This window comes from Eleftheria terrae (genome assembly GCF_030419005.1).
Taxonomy (GTDB): Bacteria; Pseudomonadota; Gammaproteobacteria; order Burkholderiales; family Burkholderiaceae_C; genus Caldimonas; species Caldimonas terrae.
In genome coordinates this window covers 3,438,626-3,454,255 of record NZ_CP106951.1, presented here as the reverse complement: position 1 = coordinate 3,454,255, position 15,630 = coordinate 3,438,626, and the positions used below count along the sequence as shown (strand labels likewise).

General features: G+C 71.0%; 14 protein-coding genes. 4 read left to right on the top strand and 10 right to left on the bottom strand.

What is annotated here, in order from left to right:
• Positions 1-41 precede the first annotated feature (41 nt).
• Positions 42-698: a GNAT family N-acetyltransferase gene (locus tag N7L95_RS15255; protein ID WP_301256101.1), complete on the top strand. Its 657-nt coding sequence runs from the start codon at positions 42-44 to the stop codon at positions 696-698.
• 7 nt (positions 699-705) lie between these two features.
• On the opposite strand, the gene N7L95_RS15250 is transcribed toward N7L95_RS15255, so the two are convergent.
• Complete coding sequence (locus N7L95_RS15250) at positions 706-1,818, bottom strand: alkene reductase (RefSeq protein ID WP_301256100.1); 1,113 nt, start codon at positions 1,816-1,818, stop codon at positions 706-708.
• A 257-nt stretch (positions 1,819-2,075) separates the two neighbouring features.
• Between N7L95_RS15250 and N7L95_RS15245 the strand changes: the two genes are divergently transcribed.
• Positions 2,076-5,348, top strand: coding sequence for a PAS domain-containing hybrid sensor histidine kinase/response regulator (locus N7L95_RS15245; RefSeq protein WP_301256099.1), 3,273 nt, complete (start codon positions 2,076-2,078; stop codon positions 5,346-5,348).
• Between the two features lie 183 nt (positions 5,349-5,531).
• Positions 5,532-6,389 carry a DUF817 domain-containing protein gene (locus N7L95_RS15240; protein ID WP_301256098.1) on the top strand — a complete coding sequence of 286 codons (858 nt, stop codon included), beginning with the start codon at positions 5,532-5,534 and terminating at the stop codon, positions 6,387-6,389.
• An 80-nt stretch (positions 6,390-6,469) separates the two neighbouring features.
• Here the strand turns inward: N7L95_RS15240 and N7L95_RS15235 are convergent, their stop codons facing one another.
• From N7L95_RS15235 to N7L95_RS15225, 3 genes are all read right to left on the bottom strand, one after another.
• Positions 6,470-7,738 carry a solute carrier family 23 protein gene (locus tag N7L95_RS15235; protein ID WP_301256097.1) on the bottom strand — a complete coding sequence of 423 codons (1,269 nt, stop codon included), beginning with the start codon at positions 7,736-7,738 and terminating at the stop codon, positions 6,470-6,472.
• Between the two features lie 894 nt (positions 7,739-8,632).
• Complete coding sequence (locus tag N7L95_RS15230; protein ID WP_301256096.1) at positions 8,633-8,830, bottom strand: hypothetical protein; 198 nt, start codon at positions 8,828-8,830, stop codon at positions 8,633-8,635.
• Positions 8,827-9,093 carry a hypothetical protein gene (locus N7L95_RS15225; RefSeq protein WP_301256095.1) on the bottom strand — a complete coding sequence of 89 codons (267 nt, stop codon included), beginning with the start codon at positions 9,091-9,093 and terminating at the stop codon, positions 8,827-8,829. Before N7L95_RS15225 ends, N7L95_RS15230 begins: the two co-directional genes overlap by 4 nt.
• Positions 9,094-9,391: 298 nt before the next feature.
• Between N7L95_RS15225 and N7L95_RS15220 the strand changes: the two genes are divergently transcribed.
• A complete protein-coding gene (locus tag N7L95_RS15220; RefSeq protein WP_301256094.1) occupies positions 9,392-9,895 on the top strand; it encodes a DUF456 domain-containing protein in 504 nt (167 codons plus the stop codon).
• 19 nt (positions 9,896-9,914) lie between these two features.
• Here the strand turns inward: N7L95_RS15220 and N7L95_RS15215 are convergent, their stop codons facing one another.
• From N7L95_RS15215 to N7L95_RS15190, 6 genes are all read right to left on the bottom strand, one after another.
• On the bottom strand, positions 9,915-10,823 hold the full coding sequence (locus tag N7L95_RS15215) for an alpha/beta fold hydrolase (protein ID WP_301256093.1): 909 nt from the start codon (positions 10,821-10,823) through the stop codon (positions 9,915-9,917).
• 22 nt (positions 10,824-10,845) lie between these two features.
• The gene (locus N7L95_RS15210) at positions 10,846-10,968 is read right to left on the bottom strand and encodes a hypothetical protein (RefSeq protein WP_301256092.1); all 123 of its coding nucleotides are present in this window, start codon (positions 10,966-10,968) and stop codon (positions 10,846-10,848) included.
• 91 nt (positions 10,969-11,059) lie between these two features.
• Entirely contained in the window at positions 11,060-11,683 is a 624-nt protein-coding gene (locus N7L95_RS15205; RefSeq protein WP_301256091.1) for a TetR/AcrR family transcriptional regulator, read from the bottom strand.
• Between the two features lie 49 nt (positions 11,684-11,732).
• A complete protein-coding gene (locus N7L95_RS15200) occupies positions 11,733-13,475 on the bottom strand; it encodes an ABC transporter ATP-binding protein (RefSeq protein ID WP_301256090.1) in 1,743 nt (580 codons plus the stop codon).
• Positions 13,472-14,548 carry an ABC transporter permease gene (locus N7L95_RS15195; RefSeq protein WP_301256089.1) on the bottom strand — a complete coding sequence of 359 codons (1,077 nt, stop codon included), beginning with the start codon at positions 14,546-14,548 and terminating at the stop codon, positions 13,472-13,474. Before N7L95_RS15195 ends, N7L95_RS15200 begins: the two co-directional genes overlap by 4 nt.
• Complete coding sequence (locus N7L95_RS15190) at positions 14,545-15,483, bottom strand: ABC transporter permease (RefSeq protein WP_301256088.1); 939 nt, start codon at positions 15,481-15,483, stop codon at positions 14,545-14,547. Before N7L95_RS15190 ends, N7L95_RS15195 begins: the two co-directional genes overlap by 4 nt.
• Positions 15,484-15,630 lie beyond the last annotated feature (147 nt).

Here is a 15,630-nt window from a genome sequence, read left to right as displayed (position 1 = left end):
TTGCTGCGCTTGCGTTCGTTCCCGCTGCCTGCCGCCGCCCGATGAGCCCTGCCCAACTGCGCCCCTACCGTCCCGAGGACCTGGACGCGCTCTACGACATCTGCCTGCGCACCGGCCACCATGGTGGCGACGCCACCGGCCTCTATCGCGATCGCCGGCTGCTGGGCCATGTGTACGCGGCACCGTATGCCGCCCTGGAGCCGGCGCTCGCCTTCGTGGCCGAAGACCGGGAAGGGGTGTGTGGCTACATCCTCGGCACCGCCGACACCGAGGACTTCCATCGCCGCTGCGAAACCGCCTGGTGGCCGCCGCTGCGCCGCCAGTACCCGCTGCCCGACCCGGCCGACGAGAGCGACACCGCCCACCTGCTGCGCCGGCTGCATGCCGGCGCCCCGGTGGAGCTGCCCTTTCTCGGCAGCCATCCGGCCCACTTGCACATCGACCTGCTGCCGCGCGCCCAGGGCCTGGGCCTGGGGCGCGGGTTGATGCAGTGTTTCGTCGCGGCACTGCGTGAGCGCGGGGTGCCCGGGGTGCACCTTGGCGTGTCGGCCCTCAACCCGCGGGCCATCGCTTTCTACGAGCGCTGCGGCTTCGCCACACTGCAGCAGCGGGTGTGGGGCCGCTGGATGGGGCTGGCCCTCGGTGCCGGCGCGGCCCCACCGGACGCGGGCCCGCTGGCCGGCCCGCCCGCGCGGTGACGCGGCGTCAGGCGCCGGTCGCTTCCTCCAGCGCCGGGTAGTCGGTGTAGCCTTCGGCGCCACCGCCGTACAGCGTCTTGCTGTCCAGCACATTGAGCGGGGCGTCCTCGCGCAGCCGGCGCCCCAGGTCGGGGTTGCTGATGAAGGGCCGGCCGATGGCGACCAGGTCGGCCTGGCCGCTGGCCACCGCCTCCAGCGCCATGCGGCGGTCGTAGCCGTTGTTGACCATCCATGGGCCGCCGAAGCGTTGCCGCATCTGCGCATAGTCGAAGCTCGCGCCCTGCTCGCTCAGGTCGCGCGGGCCGCCGGTGTGGCCTTCCACCACATGCAGGTAGGCCAGGCCGAGCGGTGCCAGCCGTTCGGCCACGTGATTGAACAGCGCCTGCGGCTGGCTGTCGCGGGCGTCATTCGACGGCGTCACCGGGGACAGGCGCAGCCCGGTGCGGCTTTGGCCGATTTCCTGGGTGACCGCCTCCATCACTTCCAGCAGCAGCCGCGCGCGGTGCTCGACCGGGCCGCCATAGGCGTCGTCGCGGTGGTTGCTGCCGTCGCGCAGGAACTGGTCCAGCAGGTAGCCGTTGGCGCCATGCACCTCCACGCCGTCGAAGCCCGCCTCCATCGCCAGCCGGGCGGCACGCCGGTAGTCGTCCACGATGCCCGGCAGCTCCTCGAGGGCCAGGGCGCGCGGCTGCGACACCGGCTCGAAGCCGTTGCGGGTGAAGGTCTTGCCTTCGGCGCGGATGGCCGACGGCGCCACCGGTGCTTGCCCCTCGGGCAGCAGCGACACGTGGGAGATGCGCCCCACATGCCACAGCTGCACCACCACCTTGCCGCCTTCGGCGTGCACGGCGTCGGTGACGCGGCGCCAGCCGGCCACCTGCTCGGGGCTGTGGATGCCCGGGGTGTCCAGATAGCCCTGGCCCATCGGCGAGATCTGGGTGGCCTCGGTGATGATGAGGCCGGCGCCGGTGGCGGGGTTGGCGCGCTGCCGGTAGTACTCGACCATCAAGGGGGTGGGCGTCTGGCCGGCACCGGCACGGTTGCGCGTCAGCGGTGCCATCACCAGGCGGTTGGCGAGCTGGATGTCGCCGAGGCGGATGGGGTCGAACAAGGTGGGCATGGCAAAGAGTCCTGGGACGTGGAACGGGAAACAACGCAGCCGCCGGGCCGCTCGCCCCGGCCAGCTGCTCGGAGGGAATCGATGCTAGGCAGGACGGGCGCGGCCTGCCTTGCCGGCGCGCAACGTCCTGACACCCGATCAGGCCGCAGTTGCGCCCGCTGCACGGTTGACGCCAGTGTGCTATTGCACACGAACGATCGTTCGCAGCTAGGGAAGACGCGGGGCCGGCCGGCGACCTGCCTTCCTAGAATCGCCGCTTGTCCTGCAGCAGGAAGGCCGGCTCGGCCTTCCTTCATCCCGTGAGCAGCCAGCGCCGGTTCGAATCGCTACCGTCCACCGCGGTCGATGCGGAGGTGGCCCGTTACTTCTTCGCCACCGGCTGCCTGCTCTGCGTGTTCGCCACCACGGTGGTCGCGCTCTTCTACGAGGGGATGGGGCCGGTGCAACGGCAGGCGACGGTGATCGCCGGCCTGGGCGGCTCGGTGGTGTTTGCGCTGGCCGGCGTGCTGGCGCGCGGGCGGCTGCTGCCATGGTGCATGGCGGCGGCGCTGCTGGCCGCCATGGGCGTGCTGATGGCGGCCGCCATCACCACCGGCCAGGGCGTGCACACGCCCTCGCTCGGGATGATGGGCCTGTTTGTGGTCCTGGCCGGGCTGCTGCTGGGCCTGCGGGTGGCCACCGGCCTGGCCGGGGTGGGCCTGGTGGCCATCCTGGTGCTCGCGCAGCTCGAACGCAGCGGCGTGCTGCCGGGCCTGGCCTCGAGCGTCGCCCATTCATGGCGCAACCGGGTCATCACCCAGAGCGTGGTGCTGTGCTGCGGGCTGGGCTTCGCCTGGGCGCTGCAGGCCGTGGCGCGCCGCACGCTGCGCCAGGCCACCGAGCAGCAGGGCCGCTTCCGCGCGTTGCTCGGCCTGGCCGCCGACGGCTACTGGGAACAGGACGAGCAGTGCCGCTTCACGTTCCTGTCGGACGCCTTCGCGCGGCTGGGCGGCCTGTCGCCTCACGGTTTCCTGGGGCGGCGTTGCTGGGAGGTGGCCGGCCTGGCGGTCGACGACGCGGCCGTGTGGGTGGACCACCAGGCCGACCTGGCGGCCCGCCGGCCGTTCCGCGAGCTGGTCATCAGCGCCCGCGCGCCGGGCGGCCGCGTGCTGTGGCTGTCGCTCAGCGGCGAGCCGGTGTTCGAGGAGCGTGGTGTCTTCCGCGGGTATTGGGGCGTGCTGCAGGACATCACGGCCCAGCGCGAGGCGGCCCGCGCACTTGCCGCCAGCGAAAGCCGCTACCGCAACCTGTTTGCCCGTTCGCCGCTGGCCCTGCTGATCCACCGCCAGGGCCGCATCGTGACGGTCAACGATGCCGCGGCCCGCCTGTTTGGCTTCGCCAGCCCGGCGGAGATGGCGGACCTGGCCCTGTTCTCGCTTTATCACCCGGACTCGCTGGAGCTCGCCCGCGAGCGCCTGGCGCTGCTCGACAGCCTGCCGCCCGGCGAGAGCCTGCCGCTGGCCGACCTGGTGGTCATGCGGCGCGACGGCCGGCCGGTGGACGTGGCCGCCACCGCGTCTCGGGTGGACGGGCCGGACGGCCCGGCGGTGGAGTCGATCTTCCTGGACAACACCAGCCGCCGCGAAGCCGAGACGGCCTTGCTGCGCTCGGAGGCAATGCTGTCGCGGCTGTTCTCCTCCAGCCCCGACGTCATCACGGTGACCGACCCGGCGACTGGCCGCTATGTCATGGTGAACCCCGGCTTCACCCGCGTCACCGGCTACACCGCCGAGGAGGCGGTGGGCCACACGGTGCTCGAGCTCGGGCTGCTGAGCAGCCAGCGCCAGCGCGAGCGCTTCCTGGCCGAGATTCGCGAGAAAGGCTCGGTGCAGGACATGCTGATGGCCTATGCCGCCAAGGACGGCCATACCGTCTGGGTGCTGCTGTCCGGCGCGATGTTCGAGGTGGAGGGCGCGCGCTACCTGCTGGTGCTGGCGCGCGACGTCACCGAGCGGGAGCGCTCCCGTGCCGAGTACAAGGCCATCCTGGACAACGCGTCGGTGGGCATTGCGCTGGCCCAGCACGGCCGCTTCCTGCAGGCCAACCGGCGCTTCGAGGCGATGCTCGGCTGGCCGCAGGGCAGCCTGCCGGGGCGCCGGGTGCGCGAGATCTGGCCGTCCGATGACGAGTTCGAGCGCGTGGCCAGCCTGACGCGGGAAGTGCTCGCGCGTGGCGAGCAGGCCGACTTCGAATGGCAGATGTACCGCCGCGACGGCTCGCGTTTCTGGGCCCGCAGCCGGGCCCGGCTGGTGGAGGACGCCGACGGCGGTCGCGGGCCGACCATCTGGATCGTCGAGGACATCACCGAGCAGCGCCGCGTCGCCAGCGACCTGGCCGCGGCCAAGGAGCAAGCTGAGGCGGCCAGCCAGGCCAAGAGCGCCTTCCTGGCCAACATGAGCCACGAGATCCGCACGCCCCTGCACGGCGTGCTGGGGCTGGCCCAGCTGGCCCTGGCGCCCGGCGTGGACAGCGCGCGGCGCGAGGACTACCTGCGCCGCATCGTCGACAGCGCACAGACGCTGGCGGCCATCATCACCGACATCCTCGACCTGTCGAAGATCGAGGCCGGCCGTGTGCACCTGGAGCAGGTGGCCTTCGACCTGCCGGCGCTGTTGCGCACCTTGCACAGCTCCTACGTCGAGCTGGCCCACGAGCGCGGGCTGGAGCTGGAGCTGCGGCTGGCGGACGGGCTGCCGCACTGTGTCACCGGCGACCCGGTGCGGGTGCAGCAGATCCTGGGCAACTTCGTCGGCAACGCGGTGAAGTTCACCGAGCAGGGCCGGGTCAAGATCGATGCCCGGCCGCTGCCGGCAGGCGGCGTGCGGCTGTCGGTGCTCGACAGTGGGCCGGGCATCGACCCGCAGACGCAGGAGCGGCTGTTCCAGCCCTTCACGCAGGCGGACGAATCGATCTCGCGCCGCTTTGGCGGAACCGGGCTCGGCTTGTCCATCTGCCGCCAGCTCGCACAGCTGATGGGCGGGCGGGTGGGGGTGGACAGCCGGCCCGGCGAAGGCAGCCGTTTCTGGGTGGAGCTGCCCCTGGCTGCCGCGGACGACCGCCAGCTGCAGGCCGAAGCCCCGCCGCCCCTGCCCGGCAGCCTGGCCGGCAGCCGCGTGCTGGTGGTCGAGGACAACCCGGTCAACATGCTCATTGCGGTTGCCATGCTGGAGCAGTGGGGGGTGCAGGTGACGCAGGCCGCCCATGGCCAGGAGGCCCTGGACTGCGTGGCTGCCGAGGGTGGGCGCTTCGATGCGGTGCTGATGGACGTGCACATGCCCGGCATGAGCGGCTTCGAGGCGACGCAGGCGCTGCGCCAGCATCACGATGCCCAGGCCCTGCCCATCATCGCGCTGACCGCGGCGGCGCTCGTCAGCGAGCAGGAACGCACGCGGGCGGTCGGCATGAACGATTTCGTTGCCAAGCCGATCGACCAGCGCCGGCTCCATGCGACGCTGCAGCGCTGGATCCGCGGCGAAGGGGGGACAGGCTGACCGGCTGGGGCCCAGGGCCACGGCCAGCCGCAGCGGGCCAGGGCCGGCGCCTATGCCCGCACCCTGTACAGCGCAGCGGCCGGCCGGGTGCGGGTTCCCGCAGGATCAGGCTGCCACCGCCTGCCCCCTAGATCGCGGGAGGCCGCCCTTGGCGGCCGGCGAAGGCGGCGATACTCGCGCGCCATGCCGCTCCATTCCGTGTTGTTGCGCCTTGACCGGGCGCTGGAAGACCGTTCGCCCCGCCCTGCACTGCAAGGCCCGCAGCGCCTGCTGCGCGAGCTGCTCTGGTTCGGCATCAAGGAGGCGCGGGCCTGCATCTTCGCGGGCGCCTTCTTCCTGGCCGTGTTCGCGGTGCCGCGTGGTGGCTGGCTGGGCCTGCCGCGCTACGACCTGCTGCTGGCCATCGCACTGCTGTTGCAAGCCTGGTTGCTGTGGCGGCGCATCGAGACACCGGACGAGGCGCGCACCATCCTGGTCTTCCACCTGGCCGGCTTTGCGCTGGAGGTGTTCAAGGTGTCGGGCGGCATCGGGTCCTGGAGCTACCCCGACGCCGGCCATACCAAGCTGTGGGGCGTGCCGCTGTTCTCCGGCTTCATGTATGCCGCAGTGGGCAGCTACATCATGCAGGCCTGGCGGGTGCTGCACCTGCGCATCGAACGCCATCCGCCGTACTGGATGACCACCGTGCTGGCGCTGGCGCTGTATGCCAACCTGTTCACCCACCACTACATCGGCGACTTCCGCTGGTACCTCGCGGCGGTCGCAGTGGGCCTGTACGCGCGCTGTACCGTCGTCTTCACGCCGCTGGACCGCGAGCGCCGCATGCCCTTGCTGCTCGGCTTCCTGCTGGTGGGCTTTTTCATCTGGCTGGCCGAGAACCTGGGCACCTTCTTCGGCCTGTGGCGCTATCCGCACCAGGTCGGCGCCTGGGCCACGGTGCACTGGGGCAAGTGGACCGCCTGGGCAATGCTGACGCTGATGTGCTTCACCATCGTCGGCTCGCTCAAGCATGTGAAGGCGCGCATCCAGTTCGCTCCCTGAGTCGCCCCCCGCGCGCCCTGTGCTGCCTGCGGCGCCGCCCGGCCGGCGGCCGCCGGCGGTGCCGGGCGGGGCCAGCGCCTTCAGCGCCGGCGCAGCAGCGCGTAGAGCAGGATGGCGCCGAAGGTGGCGGTGCCGATGCCGCCCAGCTTGAACTGGCCGAGCTGCAGCGTGAAGTCGCCGGTGCCGAGGATGAGCGTCACGGCGGCCACGATGAGGTTGGTGTTGTCCGAGAAATCGACCCGGTTGTCGACCCAGATCTTGGCCCCCGCCACCGTGATGAGGCCGAACACCACGATGGAGACACCGCCCATCACCGCCAGCGGCACGCTCTGGATCAAGGCACCGAACTTCGGGCTGAAGCCCAGCACGACGGCGATCAGCGCCGCCACGACAAAGATGGCCGTCGAGTAGATCTTGGTGGCCGCCATCACGCCGATGTTCTCGGCATACGTGGTCACGCCGGTGCCGCCCGATGCGCCGGACACCATGGTCGCCAGGCCGTCGCCGATGAAGGCGCGGCCCATGTAGCGGTCCAGGTCCTGCCCGGTCATCGCGCTCACCGCCTTCAGGTGGCCCAGGTTCTCGGCCACCAGGATGATGGCCACCGGTGCGATCAGCAGGGCCGCGTTGGCGCTGAATTCGGGCGCCGCGAAGCGTGGCAGGCCGAACCAGGGCGCGGCCGCGATGCGCGACAGGTCGATCGGCTGGCCGAGCCCGAGGCCGTTGGTCAGCACCGCATAGATGGCGGTCGCCGCCACCAGCCCGACCAGGATCAGCAGGCGCTGCAGCATGCCGCGCGTGAAGACCGCCACGGCACCGACGCACAGGAAGGTGACCGCTTGCATCCAGGTGTCGAAGGCCGTGGGCGCCATGTTCTTCACCGGGACCGAGGCCAGGTTCAGGCCGATGACCGCGACCACCGCGCCGGTCACGACCGGCGGCATGAAGCGTTCGATCCAGCGGGTGCCGGTGGCGCTCACCAGCAGACCGATCAGGGTGTACAGCGCGCCGCAGGCGATGATGCCGCCCAGCGCGACGCCCAGATGCGGGTTGGGACCGCCGCCGGCATGGCCGGTCGCGGTCAGCACCACGCCGATGAAGGCAAAGCTGGAGCCCAGGTAGCTCGGCACCCGCCCGCCGACCACTGCGAAGAAGATGAGCGTGCCGATGCCGCTCATCAGGATGGCCACGTTGGGGTCGAACCCCATCAGCAGCGGTGCCAGCACGGTGGCGCCGAACATGGCGATGACGTGTTGCACGCCCATCGCAAAGGTCTGGGGCCAGGGCAGGCGTTCGTCGGGCGCGACGATCCCCTCGGTTTTTTCGCGCCAGCGCGGGAACAGGCTCATGGAAGCTCCTCGTTGTAGGTCTCGCCGCCTGACGGCGGCGGCGGGAGTGTAGAGCCGCACAGCAAGTTCGGCACCCAGGACGCGCACCAGGGCCGCAGGCCCGCAGCGGGGGGCATCGACGGCGAGGCGCCTCTTAGGCCGTGGGCCCGCTCCGCCGCAACGATGGCAGCCGAGGCGATGCGTGCGTCGCCTTTCGCGGAAGGCGCGCTGCTGGGAGGACGCGCTGGCACAGGCAGGCAGGGCGTGGGCCCCGCGCGGTGGCGGCCCGGTGCCAGGTGCCGCCGCGGAGCGGTGAACGGCCGGGATGGCCAGGAGGCGAGCCCTCGGCCTGCTTCGTCGTCGCCCTCTCGTGTCGCAGCATGCGCCAATGTGGACAAGGGCTCCGGGAGGGAAAAGCACCTGCTCGCGCAGCCGCAGCAAGAAGCCGGGATCGCGAAACATCGAGGTGAGTACAGCGATGTTTCAGGTCTTGATAGATCAGGGGGAACGCTGAGCAGCACCCAGGGCCGGTACTGCCTCATCCGTCGGCACGGCGGCGCCGGCGCCAACGCCCTGCCGCGCCATCCGCGGGCGGCATCTGCCACCGCATCCACGGCAGCCTCACCGGCCGTGCAATTCCCACGCAGGATCGCGTGCCGCGCGATGACACGGCTTCGCCAGGCAGCCCGGCGAGGCCGGCAGGTCAACAGGAACGGTGAAACAACAGGAAGGGTGAAGGCGGCGACCGGCCGCTCACAGCTCGACAAGGGGAAATGCGGCCGGGGCTCTCTCGCTCTCTCTCTCACCCCGGCCGCCACCCTCTTCTCCCTCGACGTCCCAGATGTTGAAGTCTCCGGGTTACAAGGTCGGTCTGCGCGGTCGCCGGTGGCGGCGGCCGCTGCATGTCTGGTGCGCTCAGCGCATCTTGAAGGCCAGCGTGCGCTGCGCCGGCTCGCTGCGCGACTGCAGCACTTGGTACTGGCGCAAGCCGGCGGACTGTCCCGGCGTGGCCGTGGCCGGGCCCGCCGAAGCGGTGCCGGTGGCCTCGCGCCGGGCCACGGCATGCTGGGCCAGCACGGTAGAGGCAATCGCGGAAGCAGCAACGGGTCTCATGGCTTGAACCACTGGCTGGGTGCGAAGTCGGTGCACAGGAAGGCCGGAGCCGAGCTTGGCTTGCGGCACAGGCGGGCCAGCGAGGGCCACGGGCTGCGCCGCCCCGATTCCTCGTTGCACGGCGTGAGCCGGATCAGCGAAGACCAGCCACCCCGGCCCCGCGTCGGCTGCGGCGCAGCGGCCGGCGCTTGGGCGCGGCTGCGGCGAGCCATCTCGCCAGCGAGCGAGAGCGAGCCGAAACGCTTTTTAGAGGATTGGGACATGGTGTGAGGCCGCTGCTGAGGCCGTGTGCCGTGACGATGCCGTGGAGAGCGCATCTTCCGTGCCACCCTGTTGAGAGTAACCGTCGTGTGCGCATCTTCTTGTTTTTATTGAGGTGGCACTTACAAGGTGCCGAATTTCGTTACACCACTGGCGCGATTCGTCAGGCGAACAAAGTCGGGCCGTCGTCTTCTGTCAAGTGCCACTGGCCAGGTCTGCCGTTTGTCGCGCGCTCCGGTGCGCCGGCTTGGAAGGCGGCCGGCGGCCCCCATCTCTGGTGGCTGGAGCAAGGAGAGCGGCATGAGCGAACTCGGGGAACTGGCCGGGCCGGCGGTGTGGTGGACCTTCAGCCTGCTGCTGATGGGCGTGGGTGTGCTGGGTACCGTGCTGCCGGTGCTGCCCGGCACGGTGCTGGTGCTGGCCGGCATCGTGATGGGCGCGTGGATCGACGGCTTCGAGCGCGTCTCGGGCCTGACCGTCGGCCTCATTGCGGTGCTGGCCCTGCTGGCCATGCTGACCGATTTTGTCGCCGGGCTGCTGGGCGCGCGCAAGGCCGGTGCCAGTTCCCAGGCGCTGCTGGGCGCGGCGCTCGGCACGGTGGCCGGTATCTTCACCGGTTTTATCGGCCTGCTGTTCATGCCGCTGCTGGGCGCGGTGGTGGGTGAGTACCTGGCCCGCCGCGACGGCAGGCGCGCCGCCCATGTCGGGCTGGCCACCTGGCTCGGCCTGCTGGTGGGCACCGTCATCAAGTTGGTGCTCACCTTCATGATGATCGGCATTTTCGCGGTGGCCTGGTGGTTCTGAGCACCGGGCCGCGGCTGCTTCAGCCGGCCACGAAGCGCACCACCTGCTCCACCACCTCGGGCGCCTTGAGCAGCCGCCGGTGGCCCAGGCCCTCGGTCACCAGCAGCCGGGCGCCAGGCAGCAGGCGGTGCAGCGCCTCGCTGTCGTGCACCGGCACCACCTGATCCTCGCGGTCGTGCACCAGCAGGCTGGGCAGGTGTTGCAGCCGCGGAGCCGCGGCCGGCGCCGACAGGCGCTCGAACACCACCGCCTCGCGTGCTTCGATGTGCCTGACCATGGCCAGCCGGGTGGCCTCGTGCAGCCCGAAGGCCGACGCGTAGTGGCGCGTCACCTGCACCAGGTCGGTGGGTGCGGCAATGCTCACCAGCGAGCGGGCGGCCAGCCCGCGGGCGACGGCCTGCATCGCCGCCGCGCCGCCCAGCGAATGCCCCACCACCGCCTGTAGGGGGCCCAGGCGGGCGCCCAGGTAGTCGAGCGCCCGGGTGAACTGGGCCAGCGAGCTGCGCCAGCCGGCGCTGCGGCCGTGCGCCGGCTGGTCCACCGCAATGGGCGCCAGCCCGCAGGCCCGCAGGCCTTCGGCCAGCGCACTCATCTGCAGGCCCCAGCCGCCCCAGCCGTGGGTGAGCAACACCGGGGTCGCGTCGCGCGCAGCGGGCCAGCGGTACAGCGTCAGCGACGCCGCCTCGAACGGCAGGCGTTCCACCTGCACGCCGGGCGGTGGCCGCAAGTGGCGGCTGGCCAGCTTGGTGGGCAGTGGCGTGCAGAAGGCCCGCGCTGCCACGCCGGCGGCACGAACGGCGCCCAGGGCTTGTGCGGCCTGCAGGCCCAGCCGCAGCAGCGGCAGGCCCGGGTGGGGGCCGAAGCCGCGGCCAGAGTCCGAAGAGGCGGCGCCGTGCGCGGCGGCCAGGGCAGGAGTGGTGGGGTCCATCGATGTCCTTTCGAGGCAGGGTTCAGGCCAGGGCGAAGTCGTCGTTGCAAGCCGGCACCCGCTGCCACAGCGCCGCCAGCCCGCAGGCCAGGCGGCCGGCCAGCGCCAGCACGGTCAACAGCAGCAAGGCAGCGAGGGCGGTCATTGCGTTCTCCTAGTTCGCACGGTCGTGCGAAATTGGTGGCGGGTGGACATGGAAGCGGGCTCCCTGAAGGGGGTGGCAATGGGGCGGTCGTTCAGTCCGCCGGCGTGGTGTCCGGCATGCGATAGGTGCTGATCAGGCGTTCATAGGAGGCCCAGGCCCGGTCCGCCGCACGCGGGTCGCGCAGGAAACGCGCCTCGCGCATCAGCGCGACGAACAGCCCGTCCATCTCGAACACCAGCTGGTCGACGTCGATGTCGGGCCGCAAGTGCCCGGCGTCCACCGCCTGGACCGCACAGCGCCTGAGCGTGCTGCGCCAGCGGGTGACGCCATCGAGCAGCAGGTCGCGCAGCGGTCCTTCGCGGTCGTCGAACTCGAAGGCGCCGGCGCAGTAGATGCAGCCGGTGCGCATCTCGACCTCGCGGGCGCGCTGCAGCCACAGCCGCATGATGGCGTTCAGCCGAGGCAGGCCGCGCGGCTCTCGCATGGCCGGCACGAAGACGTCCTGCAGGAAGCGGCGGTCGTACTCCTCGATGACCGCGCTCTGCAGCGCCTCGCGCGAGCCGACCCGCGAGAACACGCCGCTCTTGGACATGCCCAGCCGCTTGGCCACTTCGCCGATGGTCAGGCTCTCCAGCCCTTCGGCGGCGGCCATCAGCAGGGCGGTGTCGAGGATGGCGGCGCGGGTGAGTTCGCTGCGCCCGGTCTTGGCTTCCATGGGAGTAAATTTAGCACGACCGTGCGAACTTGCAAGCCCGGCCTTGGCCTCACATCACCAGGGCCGCACCGGGGGGCGTCGTGCCGGGCAGGCCGCGCGGCACCGCGGCCAGCAGCCGGCGGGTGTAGTCTTCGTGCGGCGCGGCGAGCAAGGTTTCCACCCCGGCCTGCTCGACCACCTGGCCATCCTTCATCACCAGCACCTCGTCGGCCATGAAGCGCACCACCGCCAGGTCGTGGCTGATGAAGAGGTAGGCCAGGCCGAGCTCGTCCTGCAGGTCCTTGAGCAGGTTGAGCACCTGGGCCTGCACCGAGACGTCGAGTGCCGACACCGCCTCGTCGAGCACGAGCACCTGCGGTTGCAGCGTCAGGCAGCGTGCGATCGCGATGCGCTGGCGCTGGCCGCCGGAGAACTCGTGCGGGTATTTGTCGAAGGCCGAGGCCTCCAGCCCCACCCTGGCGAGCAGGGCGCGGGCACGCGCCTCGCGGTCGGCCGCATCGGCGCCGATGCGGTGGATCTGCAGCGGCTCCATCAAGGTCTGGCCCACGGTGAAGCGCGGGTTGAGCGAAGCGTACGGGTTCTGGAACACGATCTGCAGCCGCCGCCGCATGGCTTGCCAGCGTGACTCGTCCAGCTGCAACAACTCCTGCGGGCCGTCGGCGCCATGCCAGACGGCGCGGCCGGCGACCGGGCCGCTGCCGGGCGCATGCAGCCGCAACAGGGCCTGCGCCAGCGTGCTCTTGCCTGAGCCCGACTCGCCGACGATGCCCAGCGTGTGGCCGCGCCGGAGCTGGAAGCCCACCCCCTGCACCGCCTTGAACTCGCGCCGCCCGAACACGCCCTGGCGCAGCCAGAAGCTCTTGGCGAGCGACTCCACCTCCAGCACCACCGGTGCCGCCGGGTCCTTGGCAGGGCCGGCTGCCCGCTGCTGCACCGCGCCGGCCGGGCCCGCGGCCATCAGTTCCTCCACCATCGGCAGCCGTGCCGGGGGGGCCTGCAGGCTGGGCCGGCAGGCGAGCAGCGCGCGGGTGTAGGCATCCTGCGGTTGCTCGAAGATCTGCCGCACCGGACCCTGCTCGCGCACCGTGCCATGGCGCATCACCACCACCTGGTCGGCAATCTCTCCCACCACGCCCAGGTCGTGGCTGATGAACAGCATGCTCATGCGGTGGCTGTCCTTCAGGCGGGCCAGCAGCTCCAGGATCTGGCGCTGCACCGTCACATCGAGCGCGGTGGTCGGCTCGTCGGCAATCAGCAGCTGCGGCTCGCAGGCCAGCGCCATCGCGATCATCACCCGCTGCTGCTGGCCGCCCGACAACTGGTGCGGATAGGCCGACAGCCGCCGCCGCGGCTCCGGCAGGCCCACTTCATCGAGCAGGTGGGCGGCCTTTTCCCAGGCCAGGCGGCGCGACAGCCCCAGGTGCCGCCGCAGCGGCTCCACGATCTGCTCGCCCACGCTGAAGACCGGGTTCAGCGAGGTCATCGGCTCCTGGAACACGCAGGCGATCTGGCGGCCGCGCAGCGTCTGCAGCTCCCGCAGGTCGGCCTGCAGCAGGTCGCGCCCCTGGAACAACACCCGTCCGCTGCGCTCGGCGTTGTCGGGCAGCAGGTTGAGCACCGACATCGCGGTGACGCTCTTGCCGGAGCCCGATTCGCCGACCAGCGCCACGGTGGTGTTCTCCGGGATCTGCAGCGAGATGCCCTTGACCGCCTCGACCCGCTGCATGCGCCCGTGCTGGCGTCCGGTGCGGAAGCTCACCCGCAAGTTGTCGATGTGCAGCAACACCGTCATTCCAGTCCTCGCAGCTTCGGGTCCAGCGCATCGCGCAGCGCATCGGTCATCAGTGAGAAGGCGGTGACGAAGACCGCCATGAACACGGTGGTGGCCGCCAGCTGCCACCAGTAGCCCAGGATCAGTTCGCTCTGCGACTCGCCGAGCAGCGTGCCCCAGGACACCTGGTCCACCGGCACCCCCAGCCCCAGGTAGGACAGGATCACCTCCGCCTTGATGAAGCCCACCACCAGGATGGACAGCTGCACCAGGATCACATGGCTGACGTTGGGCAGGATGTGGCGGAACATGCGCGACAGCCGGCTCGCGCCGATGGCCTGCGCCGCCCGCACATAGTCGCGCACCGCATGCTTGATGAACTCGGCGCGCACCTGGCGGTAGACACCGGTCCAGCCGGTGAGGCCGAGGATCAGCACCACCGTCGCCAGCCCGCGGCCGAACACCGCCGCGAAGGCGAAGATCAGCAGGATGCCCGGGATGGAGGTGAAGACGTTGTAGATCCATTCCAGCAGGTCGCCGGTGCGCCCGCCGAAGAACCCCGCCAGCGCGCCCAGCACGGTGCCGATGGCGGTGGCCACCAGCGCGGCCAGCACCCCCACCAGGATGGACACCTGCGCTCCCTTGACGGCCTTGCTCAGCACGTCGCGGCCCAGCTTGTCGCCGCCCAGCGGCAGGGTGTCCTGCCGGTCGGGCTCCACCGTCTCCAGGCGGGCGGCACGCTCGGCCCACTCGGCATATCGGGGCGCCAGCGGGTCCACCGCGGAGAGGTCGGCCATCGGCCCGGCCGGCGGCGCCACTGCCACCTGCTTCTGCGGCGCGGCCGCGGTGCCCAGGAAAGACGGCGGGGCATAGGGCACGCCCACCTCGCGCTGCCAGTCGCCCGCCACCAGGCCCAGGCCGGACAAGGCGATCAAGGCCAGGAACAGCAGCACCACGGCCAGTGCCGCCAGTCCCACCCGGTCCTGGCGGAAGCGCTGCCAGGCCAGCCACCAGACGCCGCGCGGGCGCGAGTCGCGGGGCGGGGCGGCCGATGGCACCGCGGCCGGCGGAAGGTGGTTCGGGGCGGCGCTCATTTCAGCACCACCCGCGGGTCGGCCCAGCGGTACAGCAGGTCGGTCAGCAGATTGATCACCATCGTGAGCATCGCCAGGTAGAGCGTCACCGCCTGGATCACCGGGTAGTCGCTGCGGTTGACGGCAAGCAGCACCTCCCGGCCCAGGCCGGGGATGGAGAAGAACACCTCGATCAGGAAGGAGCCCACGAACACGCCCGGCAGGCCGGCGCCGATGTTGGTGAGGATGGGGATCATCGCGTTGCGCAGCACATGGCGCAGCAGCACGGCGCGCTCGCTGAGGCCCTTGGCGCGGGCGGTGCGCACATAGTCCTGCCCGATCTCGTCGAGGAAGAAGCTGCGGTAGAGCCGCGTCTGCGGCGCCAGCGACACCGTCACGGCCAGCAGCACCGGCAGCGGGGCGTAGGTGAGCAGGTTGGTCCAGAGCGAATCGGTCCAGCCCTGCACCGGGAACCAGCCGAGCTTGAAGGCGAACAGCCACTGCCCCACGATCACGTAGACCAGGAAGGAGATGGACAGCGCCACCGTGGTCATGACCATGATGGCGCGGTCGGTCAGGCTGCCTCGCACCGCCGCCACCGCCAGTGCCAGCGGCACCGCCAGCACCACCTCCAGCACCAGGATGGGCAGCATCACGGTCAGCGTGGCCGGCAGCCGGCTGGCGAACAAGGCGCCCACCGCCTCGTTGGTCGCCCAGCTGCGGCCCCAGTCGAAGCTCAGCACCTGGCGCACGAAGATCCACAGCTGCTCGAGCACCGGGCGGTCCAGCCCCAGCTCCTGGCGGATCGCGGCGATCTGCTCCGGCCGCGCCGACAGCCCGGCCAGGATCTCCGCCGGGTCGCCGCCGAAGGTCTTGAACAGGAAGAACACCAGCAGGATCACCCCGGCCAGGGTGGGGATCATCTGCCACAGGCGTCGAACCACATACGCCGTCATACCGCTCCTTCTGCTGCTCCTCGTACTGCGCCCGACCGGGGGGCCCCGCGAGTCTAGGGCCGCCAGGCCGGGTGCCACCCCCCGGTTTGCCCGCAGGCCTTCCCGCCGGGCGAGCAAGGGCCATGCCCCACCGCGCGCGCAGCCAGA